Origin of the sequence: Pedobacter chinensis (assembly GCF_003339865.1) — a bacterium.
Lineage (GTDB): Bacteria > Bacteroidota > Bacteroidia > Sphingobacteriales > Sphingobacteriaceae > Pedobacter > Pedobacter chinensis.
Genome location: NZ_QPKV01000013.1, coordinates 60,394 through 80,510, shown reverse-complemented (window position 1 = coordinate 80,510; position 20,117 = coordinate 60,394). Strand labels below are relative to the sequence as shown.

The 20,117-nt window shown below is 37.4% G+C and carries 11 protein-coding genes; 1 reads left to right on the top strand and 10 read right to left on the bottom strand.

What is annotated here, in order from left to right; all coding sequences use genetic code 11:
- Positions 1 to 184 precede the first annotated feature (184 nt).
- From DU508_RS21325 to surE, 5 genes are all read right to left on the bottom strand, one after another.
- Positions 185 to 1,837 (bottom strand): RagB/SusD family nutrient uptake outer membrane protein, encoded by a 1,653-nt coding sequence (locus DU508_RS21325; protein WP_115404688.1) that lies wholly within the window; start codon positions 1,835 to 1,837, stop codon positions 185 to 187.
- A gap of 12 nt (positions 1,838 to 1,849) precedes the next feature.
- Entirely contained in the window at positions 1,850 to 4,885 is a 3,036-nt protein-coding gene (locus DU508_RS21320) for a SusC/RagA family TonB-linked outer membrane protein (protein WP_115404687.1), read from the bottom strand.
- A 265-nt stretch (positions 4,886 to 5,150) separates the two neighbouring features.
- Positions 5,151 to 6,275: a lipid-A-disaccharide synthase gene (lpxB, locus tag DU508_RS21315; protein ID WP_115404686.1), complete on the bottom strand. Its 1,125-nt coding sequence runs from the start codon at positions 6,273 to 6,275 to the stop codon at positions 5,151 to 5,153.
- A 61-nt stretch (positions 6,276 to 6,336) separates the two neighbouring features.
- The gene (locus tag DU508_RS21310; RefSeq protein ID WP_115404685.1) at positions 6,337 to 6,609 is read right to left on the bottom strand and encodes a stationary phase survival protein SurE; all 273 of its coding nucleotides are present in this window, start codon (positions 6,607 to 6,609) and stop codon (positions 6,337 to 6,339) included.
- A 10-nt stretch (positions 6,610 to 6,619) separates the two neighbouring features.
- Positions 6,620 to 7,462, bottom strand: a complete 843-nt coding sequence (surE, locus tag DU508_RS21305) for a 5'/3'-nucleotidase SurE (RefSeq protein WP_115404684.1) — start codon at positions 7,460 to 7,462, stop codon at positions 6,620 to 6,622.
- A 216-nt stretch (positions 7,463 to 7,678) separates the two neighbouring features.
- On the opposite strand from surE, the gene DU508_RS21300 reads away from it, so the two are divergent.
- A complete protein-coding gene (locus tag DU508_RS21300) occupies positions 7,679 to 10,612 on the top strand; it encodes a M16 family metallopeptidase (protein ID WP_115404683.1) in 2,934 nt (977 codons plus the stop codon).
- A gap of 438 nt (positions 10,613 to 11,050) precedes the next feature.
- Here the strand turns inward: DU508_RS21300 and DU508_RS21295 are convergent, their stop codons facing one another.
- The 5 genes from DU508_RS21295 to DU508_RS21275 all read right to left on the bottom strand — a co-directional run bounded on the left by DU508_RS21295 (position 11,051) and on the right by DU508_RS21275 (position 20,111).
- The gene (locus tag DU508_RS21295; protein ID WP_115404682.1) at positions 11,051 to 12,766 is read right to left on the bottom strand and encodes a hypothetical protein; all 1,716 of its coding nucleotides are present in this window, start codon (positions 12,764 to 12,766) and stop codon (positions 11,051 to 11,053) included.
- 321 nt (positions 12,767 to 13,087) lie between these two features.
- Positions 13,088 to 14,374: an MFS transporter gene (locus tag DU508_RS21290; protein ID WP_115404681.1), complete on the bottom strand. Its 1,287-nt coding sequence runs from the start codon at positions 14,372 to 14,374 to the stop codon at positions 13,088 to 13,090.
- Positions 14,364 to 15,422, bottom strand: a complete 1,059-nt coding sequence (locus tag DU508_RS21285; protein ID WP_115404680.1) for a glycoside hydrolase family 130 protein — start codon at positions 15,420 to 15,422, stop codon at positions 14,364 to 14,366. Before DU508_RS21285 ends, DU508_RS21290 begins: the two co-directional genes overlap by 11 nt.
- Positions 15,423 to 15,531: 109 nt before the next feature.
- On the bottom strand, positions 15,532 to 17,016 hold the full coding sequence (locus DU508_RS21280) for a RagB/SusD family nutrient uptake outer membrane protein (RefSeq protein WP_233509695.1): 1,485 nt from the start codon (positions 17,014 to 17,016) through the stop codon (positions 15,532 to 15,534).
- A 20-nt stretch (positions 17,017 to 17,036) separates the two neighbouring features.
- Positions 17,037 to 20,111, bottom strand: a complete 3,075-nt coding sequence (locus DU508_RS21275) for a SusC/RagA family TonB-linked outer membrane protein (RefSeq protein ID WP_115404679.1) — start codon at positions 20,109 to 20,111, stop codon at positions 17,037 to 17,039.
- Between the last annotated feature and the right edge of the window lie 6 nt (positions 20,112 to 20,117).

Below are 20,117 nucleotides of genomic sequence, written 5' to 3'. Positions count from 1 at the left end.
ATTGATGGTTTCAAATCAGCGTTAAACCTACAGGTTCGATTTTTTGCTAATATAAAGGATAATCATAATAATTTTTAAATATTAATCGATTTAGTCACTGTTATTTGTAAAATATTAATAACAGTTTATTATAGTTTAATCAAAAGCAAGAAAGGCACTATTTTAGTGCCTTTCTTGCTTTTGATTAGTAACCTGGGTTTTGAGCCAGATTTTCGTTTAATGTTCTTTGGATTAATGGAATAGGGAATAACTGTCTGAAAGAAGCAGATGGGGTATGGTCCCACCAGCTTGCGGTATGAAATTTCCCAAAACGAATGAGGTCATCACGTCTGAAACCTTCAAATACAAACTCTCTCCCCCTTTCATTCAACAACTCATCAAGTGTTAAATTCGCCGTGGTGTATTGATTTGCAGGCCAATTAGCATCAGAAAATGCACGTTTTTTACAATCGTTAACCAACTGTACTGCTTCTGCAGTAGCTGTTCCGCCATTTTTACGCATTAGGGCTTCTGCCTTTGCAAAATAAATCCAGGTTAAGCGATATAAATTCCAATCGTTACAATTGTAGTTGGGATCTATTGCAACAGGATTTCCGTTTACGATACCAGCAATATTATTCCCTAATTTATATTTATTAAAGCGAATACCACTATTTTCTTCGCCCTCGCTCATGTTTGATACAGTTGAGTTCACTTTAGCACGACGAATTTCATCAACAAAATTAATCTGTTGACCATCATACTCATTACCTCCAGAGGCAAGTGCAGGCTGTCCGTTGTCGAATCTTACTTGAGGCCCTTGCAACAACCAAGTAGACTTCCTCAAATCATCGTCACTATATTTAGTATAATTACCTGGCACCATTACAACTCCATTATTTCCATTTCTGGATCCTCCGTAAATTCGGTCTTGCTGGAAATGGAAGAACTCACCCGTCCATGACGGTTGTGAATTAGCTACTCTAAACTCATATGCTATTGCGAAAATCACTTCTTTTGATAAGTCATTTGTACTTTTGAACTGATCAGTAATGTTTGGATCAAGAGACATTGCACCATTTTGTCCGCCTGCTTCATTATTAATTAATTTATCTGCAGCAGCGATGCAATCGTCCCAACGAGCAGTGCCTGTCCAAACTTCAGCATTTAGATACAGTTCAACCAACATGGCATAACCGCCTGCTTGCGACATGCGGCCAATCATATTTCTTGATAGTTTAGGGGCCTTATCAATATTATCTTTAATTTCTTTTTCGATAAAAGCGAAAACTTCTGCACGTGGCCTAGTTTCGGGCTTCGCAGGTATGCCCACTTGTGTTACCACAGGAATATTACCGAAAAGATCCATTAGCTTAAGATAGTGATATGCCCTCAAAAGCTTTAATTCTGCGATATAAGCGTCTTTTTCTACCTGTGTTATACCCATTTGCGATAAGCTACGCTTCTCTAGATTTTCAATTGGGTCATTACAAAATCCAACTCCACCAAACATTAATGACCAGGCATTGTTTAATGGACCATCATCCACCAGCCAGGTATGGTAATGTAAACGTTTCCACTTACCACCATCTTCTCCATGTCGCCCTTTTGTTGGCCACGCCAATTGGTCGCCAGAAAGCTCTGATGGCCTCCACCACCCATCCTGACCTGACGGTGTTGCCCAAGCATTTGCATGCGTATAAGGTCTCAACACCGCAGATAATACTTCATTTTTATTGTTATAATAGTTATCTGTAACCAATTGGCTATAGATATTTTCGTCTAACTTGGTACACCCATTAAATAAAAGAGGTAATGCAATAAGTGCAGACAATATGATTTTTTTTAAATTTTTCATTTTTCTTAAATTTTAAAATCCAAAATTAACACCGAAAACAAATTGTCTGGTTGTAGGGTAAGGACTTCTGGTATCAATCCCTAAGCTACGGCCATTAATTTCTTGTCCTAAACCAGTATCTTGAATTAAATCCGGGTCATTTCCACTGTATTTAGTTAACAATGCCAGGTTTTGACCGACAGCATAAACACGTAGACTTCTGAAAGCTTTATCTTTAAATTTAAATGTGTAACCTAAAGTTATCTCATCAACTTTTAAGAAACTTCCGCTTTCCAAATAGTAATCAGAATACATGTAAGTGTCATTAATTTCAGCATATTTGGTAAAGGCATTATTTAATAAGTTCCCTTGCGTTCCAAATTTGTTTCCATAAGATAAGGCTAAAGTGTTTAGCACATCAAAATCCAATTTACTTCTTAAGAAAATTCTTAAATCAAATTGTTTGTAGGTAAAAGTATTTCCAAGAGATAGATAATATTTAGGAATTGCATTTCCCAATAGCTGAAAATCTGTTTGATCACGGAAAGGAGAAGTATTGATTTGAGCATTTGGTACAGCTTCTCCCGCACGATTATAAAACAGCCATTTACCATCTGCTGTAAAGCCAGCGAAACGTTTACCCCAAAACTCTCCAATATTGCGGCCTTCATAAGTACGAAACGCATTACCAAGTGCACCCGCTCCACCAATGCCTCCAAAGTCTCTCATATCTCGCTTGTAAACATCATTAGAATAAGTCTCTAACTTATTATCAATTGTACTTCCTGCAAAGTCAATATTCCAGCTGAAATCTTTGTTTTTTATTGCTTCATAATTTAGTGTTAATTCTAAACCTTTCGCAGAAATGGTTCCAACGTTGGTATAGATAGAGCTCTGAACAAATGGCGGTTGAGGAGAGGTATAAGTATCAAGTAAATCAACGATGTTACGTTTGAACACATCAATAGATCCACTCAATTTATTGTTGAACATAGCAAAGTCTAAACCTAAATTGTACTCACGTTTACGTTCCCACCTTAAGTCAGGATTTGGATTACGTGAAGGCCCATAAGTTTGCAACCATTGATTTCCAGGGAAGGGATAAAGATTTCCTGTTCCCAATGTTACTAATGACGCGTAATTGGCGAACCCAGAGTTACCGGTTTCACCATAACCTGCTCTGATTTTTAAGAAGTTAAGCCATTTTGTATTTTCCATAAACTTCTCTCGTGTAATTTCCCACGATGCAGAAACAGCCGGAAAACTTGCCCATTTATTGTTCACTCCAAATCTGGAAGACCCCTCTCTCCTTAATACAGCTTCAAAGTTAACTTTGCCATCAAATGTGTAATGCACACGACCGAATAATGCAATTAAGGTGTTATCATTTTTATTACTGGCTATACCAATTCTATTTATGGCAACAGGCACACTACCTAAATTGTTCTCCTCAAAAATATCGTTTGTGTAGCCACGGTTGTTTGCACTGAATGATTCGTTGACTTCATATCGATACGAATATCCGATCATTCCAGTTAAACGATGTTTTTCTTTGATGGTTTTGCTATACTCAATGGTTGGCTCAAAATTAAAATTTTGGTTTAATTCCGTTCCTTTATAAGCATATCCACCACCAGGTGCATCACCATTTTCTACAGAGTTTTGACTTCCTAATAAACGATATTGATTGTCAACAAATTGATTTCTTTGGTAGGCTACAAATGCAGAACCTTTCAAGTCTTTCAATATATCAATATCGATTTTACCGTCGACAGAATATGTTTGCTGGTTTCTTTTACTTGTTTCTTGCGCTAAACGAGCAACTTCATTGGTAATATTCCGTGTGAATAGATATGATCCGTCAGGATTGAAATATGATTCTGTTGGGTTTTTCGTTAACACATTTTCCCAGCCTCCGCCACCTAACAGGTTAGCATTGTTTATATTCGAAGCAACGTTAAATATTGCAGTTACTTTATCTTTGAAGCCTTTTTGCGTTAAACTCATTCTAAACTGATATTGCTCTCTGCTATTTTCTTTAGCAAAACCATCAAATTTATTATAAGTAAATGAACCGCGATAGTTTGATTGATCACTACCGCCTGAAATAGATAAATTTTGATAGTTGGTTAAGTTATTTTTATTGATAATATCATAAAAATAGTCGTAATCACCTCCGTAATCCTGAGCAGTGTACTGTCCATTTTTTATTTTCTCTCTAAACTGGCTTGCGTTCATAAAGTCAGGTCGCTCATACAAGGTTTCGTGCTTTACATAGCCATTATAGTTAAACTGTGTAGCACCTTTACGGCCTTTTTTTGTAGTTACCAGAATAACCCCAGCATTGGCCCTGGTACCATATATTGCAGCAGCCGATCCATCTTTCAGTACAGTGAAAGATTCGATATCATCTTGTTGCAATAAATCCAGATTACCACCTGGAATACCATCAATAACAATTAACGGACTTGATGTACCAGAAATAGATGTTACTCCACGAAGCTGGATGGCAACGCCTGAGTTCGGGTTAGAACTACTTCTTGTAATTTGTAAACCAGCAACTTTACCTTGTAATAAGTCGAGTGCATTTCGTGCACCACTCTGTCTAAAGGCTGCAGTATCAACTTTGGCAATAGCCGATGTTAATTCTCTTTGGCTACGGGTACCATAACCAACTACAACCACATCATCAAGCTTGGTATCTGATGAAACAGCAAGTTTTATATTTAAGCTGGTTTGGTTTCCTAAAGTTACATTCTGAGTTTGATAACCCACATAAGTAAATTGAAGAATTTCGTTTGCGTTTGCCTCAATTTTGAACTGACCATTGGCATCAGTAACCGTTGATTGTCCAGAAGTAACGTTTTTAACACCTACACCTGGTACGGGAAGATTTTGTTCATCTACTACCTTACCGGTTATGGTCTGTCTAACACTGGCTTGCTGCCAAGGGATTTCAAATTCAAGAAGGTTTTTGAGATCTTTTTGATCTGAATTTTCCGAAAACGCTGGCAAACTCGACAAAACAATTGCGGAGAGGCCAGTAAGTTTAAGTAAATTAATTTTCATCAGTTATTTTGTTATATGTTGAAGATTGAATAGGTTTTAAGGGATTAGCTACTGTGATTTCCGTTAGGCATGGAAATGCATGGTCAGTATTTGATTAGGTTAGTTTAATTAGTAAATGATTGGTCAATAATAAAAAAGTTAAATGTTACTAAATCGTTTTATTAGTAAAAAAGACGTTACAAAAACGTTTTACTAAATTCTGTCTGATTATATGACAGAATATAAACAAAGGCTATGTCAGTGCGTTTGAAGTTCTAATGTCGTTCTAATGATCCTTTGATTTATGACTTTTGAAATAGGAAAAAATAAGCCTCGCTGTTTTCTCAGATGCCCCTGGTTTACCCATCAGCTTCAGCAGATCATCATAATTTTTAAGCATGGCATTTCGCCCTTCTCCTGAGATTATGAACTGAAGCTCATCATTCACTTTTTGGGTATTGCAATCCTCTTGAATGAGTTCGGTTACAATTTTTTTGTTAACGATTAAATTGACCAGCGATATAAACTTAATCTTTACCAACATCCGGGCGATGGTTATGGAGATTGCACCACCTCTATAAACCACAACCTGCGGCACTTTGAATAATGCAGTTTCTAAAGTAGCTGTACCCGAAGCCACAATGGCAGCATGAGCATGGTATAACAAGTTATAAGTATTGTCAAATAAAAGACTAACCTTTTTATTACCGGTAAACTGATGATAATAGTTTTCATCAAAAGTTGGCGCAGCTGCAATGGCGAACTGATAATCCGGAAAATTCCCGGTAATGCTTAACATTACGGGCAATAATCGTTCTATTTCCTGCTTTCTGCTTCCGGGTAACAGGGCAATGATTTTTTGATGGCTAAGTTGATTTTTCTCTAAAAATCCGGCATCAGGAGAGAATTTTGCCTGCTCATCCAACAAAGGATTCCCGACATAATCAACGTCCATTCCCCATTCTTTGTAAAAATCTACCTCAAAAGGGAGAATGCAAAACATCCTGTCAACAACCCGCTTAATTTTAAGCACCCGTTTTTGATTCCATGCCCAAACTTTTGGAGAAATATAATAACAAACTTTTATGTTATTGGCTTTAGCGAATTCAGCGATCTTTAAATTGAAACCTGGAAAATCAATTAAGATTAAAACATCTGGTTGCCAGTGTAAAACATCTTCCTTACACTTTTTTAAATTTTTAAAAATTGTCCGCAAGTTTAAAAGTACCTCAGTAAAGCCCATAAAGGCCATATCAACGTAATGTTTAACTAACTCGCCTCCTTCTGCCTGCATTTTATCACCACCAAAATAACGGAACACCGCTTCGTTATCTTCCAGCTTCAATGCTTTCATCAAATTTGCACCATGTAAATCGCCGGATGCTTCTCCTGCCACGAGGTAGTATTTCATATTTTTAGTATCAAGTATTGAGTATCAAGTATCAAGACATGCTTGGTTTTCACTTTTTATCTTAAAAAACTTTATAAGCAAAGAAAATAAAGGCACAGAGAAATGTGGCTGCTAAAATGCCTCTACCAATGTTTTCTTTATTATACTTAAAAAAATATTGCATGGTATAAGCATTAACGGCGATACCACCTATATATAGTAAATCAGCCTTTGCTAATGACGCAACATGATGAATAACATACCAGGCAATTGAACATAAAATTGCGGGCACCATTAATCCGATTCCCAACCCAATCCAAACAGAATTATTTAATTTCCTTAAATTATCGTTCATTTCTGAGAGATTAGCCCAGGTTGATTCCGTCAGGTGCAGAAATGGTGTTTTTTCCTTTTAATCCTGAATCAGCCTGATGATCAAAATTCCATCCGTTTAAAGTTTGAATAGCATGGTGCGCAGTCAAATCAAACTGAACCGGCACAACCGAAACATAGTGATGTTCCAAAGCCCACACATCAGTATCTTCTCCTTTATCGAAGTTTTCAAAAACACCAGTCAGCCAATAGTAAGGGCGTTTATATGGATCAACACGTTCTTCAAATTCCTCCATCCATTTGGCATTGGCCTGCCTGCAAATCTTTACCCCTCTTAATTTATCTCCTTTCGGAAAATTAACATTCAGCAATGTTCCGGCAGGTAATCCGTTTTCCAAAACCTGTAAACAGATTTCTTTAATGTATTTTTTAGTATGACTGAAATCTGCATCAGCAGCAAAATCATCTAAAGAGAATCCAATGGATGGTATTTTTTCAATCGCCCCTTCCACCGCGGCAGACATGGTTCCTGAATACAATACGTTAATAGAATCATTTAAACCATGATTGATTCCTGATACGCAAAGATCTGGCTTTTTGCCCTTGAAAATTTTATTTACGCCAAGCTTAACACAATCAACCGGAGTGCCGCTGCATTTGTACATTTCAACACCAGGATAAAGATCTATTTTATCAAAACGAATGGGTTTTCCAATAGTAATGGCATGCCCCATCCCACTCTGTGGACTATCTGGTGCAACAACAACCACATTACCTATTTCTTGCATTACTTCCATTAAGTTTTTAATTCCTGTGGCCGTAATCCCATCATCATTTACAACTAAAATATTCGGTTTTGAATTATGTTTTGTCATGCTGGTAAAAATACAGAATATAAAATCAAGGCACAATAAAGCATTATTTTATATGCTAAAATCATTTATTACTATTTTATTAGTTATAAATTTTCCAAAGCATTTCATTAGATAGCTTAAAGCATATATATTTGGGTAAATAACTTATTACATGAATGTTGTATTTGGTGCATAGTGCCAATATTTCAATCATAACCATAAATCAAAATCAAATAAATGAAAATCAAACTATTTACATTGGCTTGTTTTCTCGTTGCAGGTTCGCTTGTAAAAGCCCAAACCACTTATCAATGGAAAACAGGATCGTCTGGAGGTTATACTTATAAGTATGTTACCAACGACCCCACAAAAACTCGTTTTTACACATTAAAGAATGGGCTTACTGTAATTTTATCGCAGAACAACAAAGAACCAAATATTACCTATAAAATGGCCGTGAGAGCTGGTAGTAATACCGATCCAAGAACCAATACTGGTTTAGCTCACTATTTAGAACACCTTTTATTTAAGGGTACTGATAAGTTTGGTACATTAAACTATGCTAAAGAAAAACCTTTATTGGATAAAATAGAGGCCCTTTACGAGACCTATAACAAAACTACCGATCCGGCCAAACGTAAAGAAATTTATAAAGAAATTGATAAAGTTTCTGGCGAAGCATCTGAATATTCCATCGCCAATGAATACGATAAGATGATGAAATCGATTGGAAGTGGTTCTACAAACGCACATACATCGGTTGAAGAAACTGTTTATGAAGAAGATCTTCCTTCAAACGCAATTGATAAATTTTTAACTCTTCAGGCTGAGCGTTTCCGTGCACCTGTTTTCCGTATTTTCCACACCGAATTAGAAGCTGTATATGAAGAAAAAAACATCGGCATGGATAATGATGGCCGCAAAATGTATGAGAAAATGCTAAATGCATTATTCCCTACTCATAATTACGGACAGCAAACTACCATTGGTACTATCGAACATTTGAAAAACCCATCATTAGTTGAAATCAGAAAGTATTATAACAAATATTATGTGCCTAATAACATGGCATTAATCATGTCTGGCGATATCAACTATGATGATTTAATCAAAAAAATTGATAAAAACTTCTCATACATGGTTTCTAAACCATTATCACTTTATAATCCGGCACCTGAAAAACCACTTACTCAGGTTCAGAAAGTTGATATTTACGGGCCAAGTGCAGAAAGCCTTTACGTAGCTTATCGCGGTTATGCTCAAAACAGCCGCCAAAGTTTATTACTTGATTTGATCAGCAGCATTCTTGCAAATGGAAAAGCGGGCTTAATGGATATCAACATTAATAAACAGCAAAAAATGCTGAGAGCTGGTGCCGGCTACAACCAGATGAAAGATTACGGTATTTTCATTTTAACTGGTTCGCCTAAAGCAGGGCAAAGCCTTGAGGAAGCTCAAAAGTTATTGTTAGATCAGGTAGAATTACTTAAAAAAGGAGAATTTGATGAAAGCTTAATTAAAGCAACAATAGCTAATATTAAATTGGCTGAGCTACAAGGTTATGATAACAATGATGTTCGTGCAAACGCCACAATGACTGCATTTATTCAAAACCGCGGTACTGAATGGGATAAAACATTGGCTTCTACTGATGCGATGGCCAAGATTACTAAAAAAGAGATTGTAGATTTTGCAAATCAATTTTTCATTAACAACTACGTATCTATCTTTAAACACAAAGGCGAAGATAAAAGCATTATCAAGGTAGAAAAACCAGCCATTACGGCCGTTAAAACCAATGCTAATGAAGTTTCTCCTTTCACTAAAAACATCATAAGCGCTCCTGTAAAACCAATTGCGCCTAAATTTTTAGATTATACCAAAGATCTTAATTTTGGTAAGGCAGGCATTGCAGATGTGATCACCGTTCAAAATACTGAAAACGGAATTTTCCGTATGAGTTATCGTTTTGACATGGGTTCATATAACTACAAATTATTACCTTATGCATCTCAATATTTAGCTTTCTTAAGCACTGATAAATATTCAGCAGAAGATATCAGTAAAGCCTTTTACAACCTTGCCTGCAGTTATAGCATTAATGTTGGGACTGAGATAACCACCGTTTCATTGAATGGCTTACAAGAAAACTTTGATAAAGCGGTAGTGCTTTTAGAAGATGTTTTAGCTAACTGCAAACCAAATGAAAAAGCTTTAGAAGATTTAAAAGGCCGTTTATTAAAATCGAGAGAAAACGCTAAGTTGAATAAGGCATCTATTTTAGGTGGCTTGATGAGTTATGCGCAATATGGTTCAGATAATCCATTCAATTATGGATTAACCAATGATGAAATCAAAAACATGAAATCTGCTGATTTGATTTATCTTTTACATAACCTAACCAATTACAAACACACCATCACGTATTATGGGCCAAAAACTTTAGCTGCATTTTCTGCAGATATTGCCAAGGTTCACGCCTTAGGAAAAGAGTTCACACCTGCTGCTCCAATGAAGAAATTTGTTTATACCACAACCGATTCAAACAAAGTTTACTTTGCTGATTATGATATGGTTCAGGCAGAAATCCGCTGGGTACGTAATGCTGGTTTATATGATCCGTCAAACGCTGCAAAAATTGGTTTATTCAATAATTATTTTGGTGGTGGCATGGGATCAATCGTATTCCAAACCATTCGCGAATCTAAAGCGCTGGCCTACTCTACATTCGCTGTATATTCTTCTCCAAACAGCAAGGAAAAGGAAAATACAATGATTGCTTATGTGGGTACCCAGGCAGATAAAATGAATGAAGCCGTTGCAGGAATGAATGAGTTATTGACCGTATTACCTGAATCTGATAAATCATTTGATCTCTCTAAAAGCAATTCATTAAATGGTATAGAAACGTCAAGAATCACTAAAGATGGCATTATCTATTCTTATTTGGCTGATAAAAAATTAGGTTTCGATCACGATTCGAGAATTGATGAATATGCAGCTTTAAAACCATTAACTTTTGCTGATGTAAAATCTTTCCATAGCGGTAATATTTCTGGCAAACCTTACAACTATTGTGTTGTGGCTTCAGAAAAGAAAATTAACCTTGAAGATTTAGCTAAGTACGGCACGGTAACTAAATTAAATTTGGAACAAATATTTGGATACTAAATTAAGGTAGAAGGTATGAAGGTTGAGGGTTTAAGGTAAAATCCAACTTGCCAAAGCGTCCCGATTTAAAATCGGGACGCTTTTTTTATATACGGATTCTCATTATTTCATTCTTACTGTCTTTGAGGAATTGTCCTTTTGCAAACCTAAAGGAATTCAGGTTAAGAGGTTAATTCTTTATTTTTCAAGTTTATCTTTTCTACTCTCGCCGTCCTTGCGGGGACTGATCCTTCATCGTTCTGCGCTAATGCTGACTGACGAAGTTTCCGCATTGTGAATGGGGCAACTTCGTTAGTCTGATCTCACACATCTTTAATGTTTTGTTATGAAAATGGCCGGAACTGAAAAGCCATCTCAGCCCATATAATTTCAAGAAAAGAATAAAAAAGCACCACCAATTGGCAGTGCCTTCACTAATTTGTGAGCATAACTAGAAACCTATTTTTTCATATAATCGATCACAATTCCATTAGCCAGTAATTTCTTGTTAGCAGTAACCAGTTTACTTCCGGCAGGAACTTCAACAATTAAAACCGATTGATTGCCAGTGACAATGACATTTCTTTTAACGGAAACATTTTTGGCAATAAATTTTTGAGCCACTGCATCATAAAGGTCAACTTTCTTAGCGCCTTTAACTTTATAATTAATGGTTTTATTTTGCTGATAAGGATTATACAACAGATACGTTGGATAAGCCTTATTCCTGTAAAAATCAGTGGCTAAAACATCCAGTTTCAATATACCTTCTACATTGGTTTTTTCTACAATTGCACCGAATATTCCAACGTGTCCACTACCATAAACACTAAATTGAGAAACCTCAGGATTTTCTCCCGGCACCCATTTTGGTCCATCACCCTGAGCAACGGGTCCTTTTTTATCCATATAAAGTGTATCAAACGTAGAAGTTTTAGCGAAGCCTTCATAGGCTATAACTCCTTTAGTAACCGCAGCAAACTGAGGAATGGTTTGGCGGTCGGCAGGCATGTATTGTGGATAGAAAAAACGAGATGCATTTACCGCATTCAACATCCACTTGCCAATCGCATTCGCATAAGCAGGGTCATAACGTACGGTTGGGACCAATGGCCATGCCGCATCGAAAGTATTCATTAAAAATCCATATCCACCATGATCTACCGTACTGCCTACAACACCAGAAATATCATAACCGTTCCATTTACCGGTTAAAACACCCCACCCTTCGCGACAAACCGCAGTACCATCAAATGTCCAACCCAACAATTTTTGCACATCGAATTTTGTACCTTGCTCTACATTCATTCTTGCCGCCAGGTAGGCACCAAAGGGCATAAGCAGTTCATAAGTTGGGTTGATCTTATTACTTTCCAAAGCTGTCATCGCACTGATTGCTCCTTTTAGGTAACGTTGATCGCCAAATTTTTTGTAAGCAGCATATAAAACCCAGGCATGTCCGGCTGCCGCATCCTGTTGTGCGCAAATCTGGTTTTTCATTGGCTTCATTTGTGCATAATCAAAATAAGAATAGTTATAGTCGCCCTTTAAAATAGAATCGGCCTGATAAAACTTTTCAGCAATGCTTTTGGCAATCCAATCAAAATCTTTCTCGTGAGGATATTGCTCGTAAATTGCATAAAACAAAACATTCGGATAAACATCATACCACCAATCTCTGCCATAACCGCCACCCAAAAGCGCCACTTCAGGAGCGGTGTTATTCATCATGATATTCCATTTGGTATCACGATTGAAATAATTCTTTAGCATGCCCGCATAGTTCAGGCCATTTTGTTTGCTCTTATCAATGCCAATTAAACTTGCGCCCATCACGGCCCCCATATTGGCTAATGCCTCATGAAACATTCCTTTGTTATTCTTGCCCTGCCTAACATCACCAACAGCGGTGTAAATTCCCACTACGGGCTGATCGAAGTTTTTCCTGGTGCTATCTATCCAAACCATTGGCCAGTAATCGCCCTTGGCATTAAAATCATAAATGGTTTTATCGAAGTTTTGAGCCATCAATTTCCAGTCGATAATTTTTAGGGGCTGCGGCAAATTAGCCATTTCCTCTACTCTGCTCAGCTTAATTTGCTTTACCTGGGCTTGGGAAATGCCATGGTTTAATATTAGCGTAAATGCGAAAAGTATTTTAAAGTTAAATTTCATAGAATCTGGTTTAATTTTGCATATTCGATCCCTGGAGATCGAGAATATTTTTCATTTTAAAATCCTTCTGTTGCGCTCAAAGCTATCATGTAAGCACATTTTTAGTTACTGGGCACTATGCACTTTATTGTCGTCGTTTGTAAGGAGGACACATGAAATTGGCGATTTTATCGCCAGAATAATCATTCATTAATGCACATTAAGAATCCTTAACCTATAATCTCTGGCTGCCATTTTTTCAATTGTGTTCATGCTTGCTTTGCAGGTTTTCATTGTATTCAGAATGACCAGCACCCTGATTATTTTCTTAAGTTTCTGTCATCAAATAGGTGCAACCACACCAGGTTCTTCGTTGCTTAAAATTGGTGCCTCATCTATGTTTTCTATTTTGCCTTGTTTAATAATTCCCTTGGCCACCCAATATGAAGCGAGTTGTAAAATCGCCACGATAATGATTGCATAACGCAAGGCGATCTCGACAGAAAAACAATAGGCCAAAATTAAAAAAGTACCTGCACCAGTTAAACGCCCCACATATAATCCGGCCTCATGATTTAAAATATAAGCAAATTCGCTTCTCTTTTCTTTTTTGGTCAGAATATCAATCACACTGAATTGAATCGGAAAATATGCTAAATCCAAAAGAGGTTTTGCCAGCAATAAAAATAGCATAAAAAGGATTACACCTAAGCTGCTGTATAAAATCCCGTTGATGATTGCCGCAATCGCAAACAGCACCAATCCTGCACCGAACACATATAAACGATGTTTAGGCGAAGTATTTCGGCCGATAATGTACATGGCCACTGCTGCAATGATGGCACCGATTGATTGAGCAGTACCTAATGCGCCCTCTTTACCAACCAAAAGCATGATTAACATTGCCGGAGCAGTAACTAAAAAGCCTTGTACCAACCCCTTCAAAGTTGCCAAACGCAATAATTTGTACCAATATGGATCAAACCTGAAGTAAACGAACTTTTTTTCAGTAGGGTTTTGAAAGTTACCCCTATAGCACATAACAGATGCCAGAATTGTAATAACGAAAACCATTCCGGTTACTATTTTATAAGCCAAATGAGCGCTGCCGCTGATTGCATTAAATTCAATAAACCAGCCAATCAGCACCGGTATTACAACAGCGATGATGGTATAAAAAAATGTCTCCAATCCATAATAATAGTTTCTGTTTTCATCATTAGTAATCGCAAGCGCCAGAAAATCTCTGTTTGCCCAATAAAAGCCAAATGACATTCCCATAATTAATCCGGCTATGCCTATTCCCGTATTATCAAGTGTGGTAAGCGACATCATCACCATCATGGAAACACCGCTTAGCATCATTCCTAAAGAGTATAAGGTTTTAATGGAGAACTTACTCAGTAAATATCCGTTCAGAAAAAAAGTAATGGGAATTCCTGTATAGATGGTTAGTTGATAAATAACCACTTTAACCGGATCGTTCGAGCTGCGCATAACATAGGCTGCAACAAAAATATCAATTACAGGGAGTACAATACTGTAAATTAAGTTGGTTAGGGTAAGTACCCTGAAATTATACGACTGATTTTTGAAGTGCGTAATTTCTGATTTTAGTTTATTCAGCATGGTTATATTTTAATTGCGATAAAATATCTTGAACAGAGAATTTAGCACCGCATACAAACTCATCTGCGGCACCATAATAAAGGGTTAGTTCATCGTTATTAAGGGTATGCCCGTTTGTAAAAACAACCTGACCAAAAAAACCGCACATTTCATATTCAGCGATTGGTTGCATAATGGGTTCATCAGTTTGTGCAATCACTTTCGATGGATCATTCAAATCCATTAAAAATGCGCCCAAACAGTATTGATGTTCGGCATTGGCACCATGATAAATTTCCAACCAGCCTTTATCGGTTTTAATCGGTGCTGCCCCTGCTCCAACCCTTTTGCTATCCCAATTATTTTTCCGGGTTTTAATGATGCATTTATGATTTCCCCAATGAATGCCATCAGGTGATTCAGCAAGCCAGATATAATTACCACCTAAATCGACACTGCTTGGACGATGAAGTGCATAAAATTTACCATTTATTTTCTCTTCAAACAGCGCACAATCTTTGTTGTGCGGAGGAATAATCATTCCATGTTTCCCGAATGTTTTCCAATCTTTGGTCGTCCTCATACCAACACCTACACCATGTTCAGAAACAGCGGTAAAGGTTAGGTAATAAGTGTCTTCAATGAAAGCTACACGGCAATCTTCTATGCCAAAAGCCTCATCGGGGCCCTCTCCCTGTAACAAAGGGTAACCTTCAGGTTGGTAAAAACTGATGCCATCATCACTACAAACCAAACGTAAATGTGAAAGTGTGGTTAGGTAATCGGCACCTTTATAATTAATTACCCGTGGATCATCAGCCACTAAACCGGGATCATTCTCTTTAATCTCAATAATTTCAATTCCATCCCCTTTTAAAACCGGAAACGATATAATCCCCTCTTTTTGTTGTGGTCTTTCAGCTACGCGAATCAGCAACCAGGTTTTATTTTGAAATGTAAAAACTCCGGGATTTAATAAACATGCGATCTCCAATCCGGGTCTGCTTGGAATTAAATCTTTTGGCGATAAAATTGGGTTCTGAGAAAATCTTTTTGCACTATCTGTCATAATATTTGGGAATAGTTATCCAATAGCCAATGAACTGACTTGAATGGAGTTTAAAAATTAATTGTTGCTTGTTGTATCATTAACAAAACAAACAACAATTAATGAACGATTAATAACCAGGATTTTGTTTTAAGGTTCCAGCCGATGCATCAACCTCTGCCTGAGGTATAGGATACAAATAATGTTTATCCTGAAAGTTTTTGCCATGGGCAGTCATCACTGCTTTTGCAATTTTCCAGCGCTTAAGATCCAGCATCCTTTGCGATTCAAAACCCAATTCTACCCTACGCTCAGCGATCAGCCAGTTTTTGATCGTTGCTTTATCTGTTGATGCAGGCCGATCAGGCAAAGTGCCTGCTGGAGGTAAAGTACCTGTTGCACTTACACTTGTTCTCGCTCTTGCCCTGATTTGATTGATGATTGCAATGGCATCGGCGTATTGCCCCAGCTCATTCTGGGCTTCTGCTTTCCATAATAAAACGTCAGCATATCTGATATAAATTTTATTGTTGGCGGCATCATCATTTCCTTTGTTTGATCCGTTTGTGCTACCCAATAATTTATTCACATTTTGATTTGGAACATCAACGGTATAAAGCTTTCTGGGGTCGTTCGCCTCAAAAGCATTTAAAAAATCGGTGCTTGGTGCAAAGAAACCCCAGCCTAGCGGTGCACAAATGCCATTTCCTTTTAACGGATTTTGATTGCTCTGATGATCATAACAAAAGATAACTTCATTTTCTGCAAATTCTTTGGTTTGATCAAAACTGTCGAAATAATTGGTATTCAGACTATAAAAACCTAAAGATTGCAGTTCATTTACGCTGGTAACCACATCTGCCCATTTTTCTGTATATAAAGCGGCTTTTGCTTGTAAGGCAATAACAGATCCTTTATTTACCCGCCACCTTTCAGTTGCTGAACTGTATTTTGCATTGGGCAACAAGCCTTTCGCCAGATTCAGATCAGATTTAATTTTATCCCAAACTAAGTTTTTATCGGCTCTTACCGCAACTTCGAAAGCTTCCTGATAGGTACTTACCGGTTTAAGAATCAATGGTACATCACCAAAGTTGGTTACCAATGAAAAATAATAGTAAGATCTTAAGAAATAAGCTTCTCCCAATAATTGATTTTTACGTGCTGTTGTAATGCCTGTAATTGCTTCAATATCTGGTTTGGTTAACAGCTCAATGGCGATATTTAATCTTTTAATTCCCTCATAATCGTATTTCCAAAGTCCGTTTGGGCCACCATTGGTTGAGGTAAAGGTAAAATTATTAACATCATCCATCCATGGCTGATCTCCATCAGGATTCCATTTTTTTTCCATGTCATCAGATGCGATATCCTGCATAACCAGATCATTTTGAAAAACCAAACCGCCACCCCAATCCCATTGTGCCAAAATATTCAAACGGTTGGATAAAAGTTGGTATGCTGAATTAACCGAGTTTTCTACCGTTCCTAAAGTTGGTGTTGTATTTACCTGCTCTAAAGTTGTTAAACCTATCGCTTCGGTAGTCAGTTGCTTTTTGCAACCTGCCAATGTTACCAAACCAAACATTGCACTTATCAATAATATTCTTTTCATAATGCTTTTTGCAAAAAGGTTTACAAATTAATTTTTAAACCAACAATGAATGCTTTTGACTGCGGGTAAGTCCCTTTATCAATTAATGATGTCGATTCAGGGTCCAATCCTGTGTAATCAGTTATGGTTAATAAGTTTTGACCGGATGCATATAAACGAACATTTTTAACCCCGATTTTTTTCACATCGAAAGTATAGCCCACCTCAATATTTTTTAGCCTTAAGTACGATGCATCTTCTACAAATACGCTCGATACGTTGCCACCACCATTGTTGTTGAAAGTAAGGCGAGGTAAAGTATTGCTTGTTCCAGGCCCATTCCAGCTATCTAAAACTGAAGTCATTGAGTTAAACGGCCGGCTATCAAAATTGATGATTTGTTTTAAATCATTGTAACGATCAACACCTTGTACGCCTTGCAATAAGAAGGAGAAATCGAATTTTTTGAATGATGAAGAAAACGCAAAACCATAGGTTAATTTTGGTACGGGGTTACCAATGAATGTTCTGTCATCAGCGTTGATTTGTCCGTCGCCGTTTAAATCTTTAAACCTGATATCTCCTGGTAAAGCGCCATTGGCGTTAGAATACAAATGAGTACTTACTTCAGCTGGTGTTTGATAAATACCATCGAAAACCAAACCAAAATATGAATTGATTGGTTGCCCGACTTCTGTTCGGGTATGGGTTTGATCATCGTTTATGTTTTTAACAAACTCCTGCAATTTGTTTACCCTGTTTGTTAAAGTCGCAATGTTTGCATTTACATTATACTTGAATGCATGTTCGCGATTTTGGAAATTCAAGCCAAACTCGAAACCTTTATTGGTAACCTCGCCTGCATTTACATACGTACGATCAATAACACCAACCGATACCGCAGGCAAACCAACAGTTAACAAAATATCATCCGTTTTCTTTACAAAGTAATCAGCTGTAAATGAAAGCCGGTTTTTTAACACACCAAAGTCAATCCCAAAATTGGTTTGCGTAGTCGTTTCCCATTTTACATCAGGATTCCCATATCTCACTACGTTAACAATGCCTCCAGATTCTGAAACCAATGTTTGGTAGGTGTTATTAGGGATTTCCTGGTTACCTGCTTGTCCCCAGCTTGCTCTCAACTTCAATTCAGAAATCCACTGGACATTGCTCATAAATGTTTCGTTTGATACAATCCATCCGGCAGATGCTGAAGGGAAATAACCCCATTTGTTAGTCGGCCCAAAGCGGGATGAACCATCAGCTCTTAATGTTGCGGTAGCGAAATATTTATTGTCGAAATTGTAGGTTCCACTTCCGAAAAATGATACAAGATTGAATTCACTTGCTGAACCTGAATTATAAATATTGGTCAGGCTTCCGTAATCAAGATATTGAAATCCTGAAGTGCTTTTATCGAAATTCTGCCGGCTGCCACCAATTGCTGATGATTTACTTGAAATGTTCTCAGCACCCAGTAAGAAATTCACATTATGTTTTTCAGCAAAGCTTTTCACGTAATTTAGAGTGTTGGTAAAAGTGAAGTTCATTACTTCTCCCCTGTTCTCATCTAAATTATTGGGTTTATTATTTCTCCCCATTCCTGGATAAAGTTCATCCGGATTGTTATCATTATCATCGCCATAATTCTGAGCGAAGTTTTTATTGTGAGAAAAGCTGATATCTACACCAACACTGGATCTGAAGGTTAGAGATTTATCGCTTAAAAACGCATATTCTGCATAAAGATTTCCAAAAGTCTGGAAGTTTTTACGCTTATCATTAGTAAAGTTAACAATAGCAATTGGATTTGAACTGAATTCAAAATTCTTATCCCACCCATTATTATTACCTGTATAAAAAGGTAAATCGGTGTAAGGATTTGATGCAGAATAAGTAGGATCAGTAACACTTTTATAAACACCTAAAACGGGTGGGCGCAATAAAGCATGACGAATTACACCTGGAACATCACCACTTGATGATAATTTATCTTGCTTTGCAAAGCTTAATTGCAGATTTGTTCCTACTTTAAAACGGTCGGTAACATTGGCATTCACATTGGTTCTGAAATTAAAACGCTCATAACCATCGTGATCCTGAACCACAATACCATCTTGTTTGTAATATCCTGTTGAGATTAAGTACTGAACATTATCTGAACCACCATTTACTGATGCCTGAAGGTTTTTGGATTTCCCGGTTTCGAACAATTCATTTAACCAATCTGTATCGGCTAAATCCGTTCTGCTTCTTGCTGCCTGATAAGGACTAACCGCATTGGCTGCATTGCCTAATGTATTGTGCCATGCCCTGTCTTTAACCGTTAAATACTGATCAGCATTGAGCATTTTTGGTAAATTAGTGGTCTGATGAAACCCTGAAAAGTATTCTACGTTAATATTTGCTTTCCCCTTGCTGCCGCTAATTGTCGTAATTACCACAACACCGTTAGCCGCACGCGAACCGTAGATTGCTCCGGCAGCAGCATCTTTCAATACCGTCATCGATTTTACATCGCTTTGGTTCAGAAATGAAATATCACGTGTGGGTACTCCATCTATCACATACAGTACGTCATTATTGCCTAATGTTCCCTCGCCTCTTATTCTGAGTTTGATTCCATCTCCGGGCGCACCTGTATTAGCCGCTACGAAAACACCGGCAACCTGCCCTTGTAGCGCCTGCGCAACATCAACAATTCTGGTTTTTTGCAAATCATTCATATCTACCTGCGCAACGGAACCCGTAATTGAGGCTTTCCTTTGTGTGGTGTAACCAACCACCACAACATCATTCAAAGATTGAGATGAAGGTTTTAATGCAATATTTAAATTTCCTCCATTCGGATTTAAAGTAACTGCATCATAACCGATATAATTAAATGTTAAAGTTTGGGCTGAACCCGCTTGTAGGGTTAACACATAAGCCCCATTACCATCTGTAGAAGTTTTATTATTGGTGTTGGTTTGCATAACCACAACGCCAGGTAAAGGCTGGTTGTTCTCATCTGTTACTTTACCCGTTACCCTCGTTTGTGCATAGCCCACAAAACCAGACATGGCCAACAGAAAGAAAACCAACGATGCATAGATACGTCTGTTTTTTTTCATTTGATT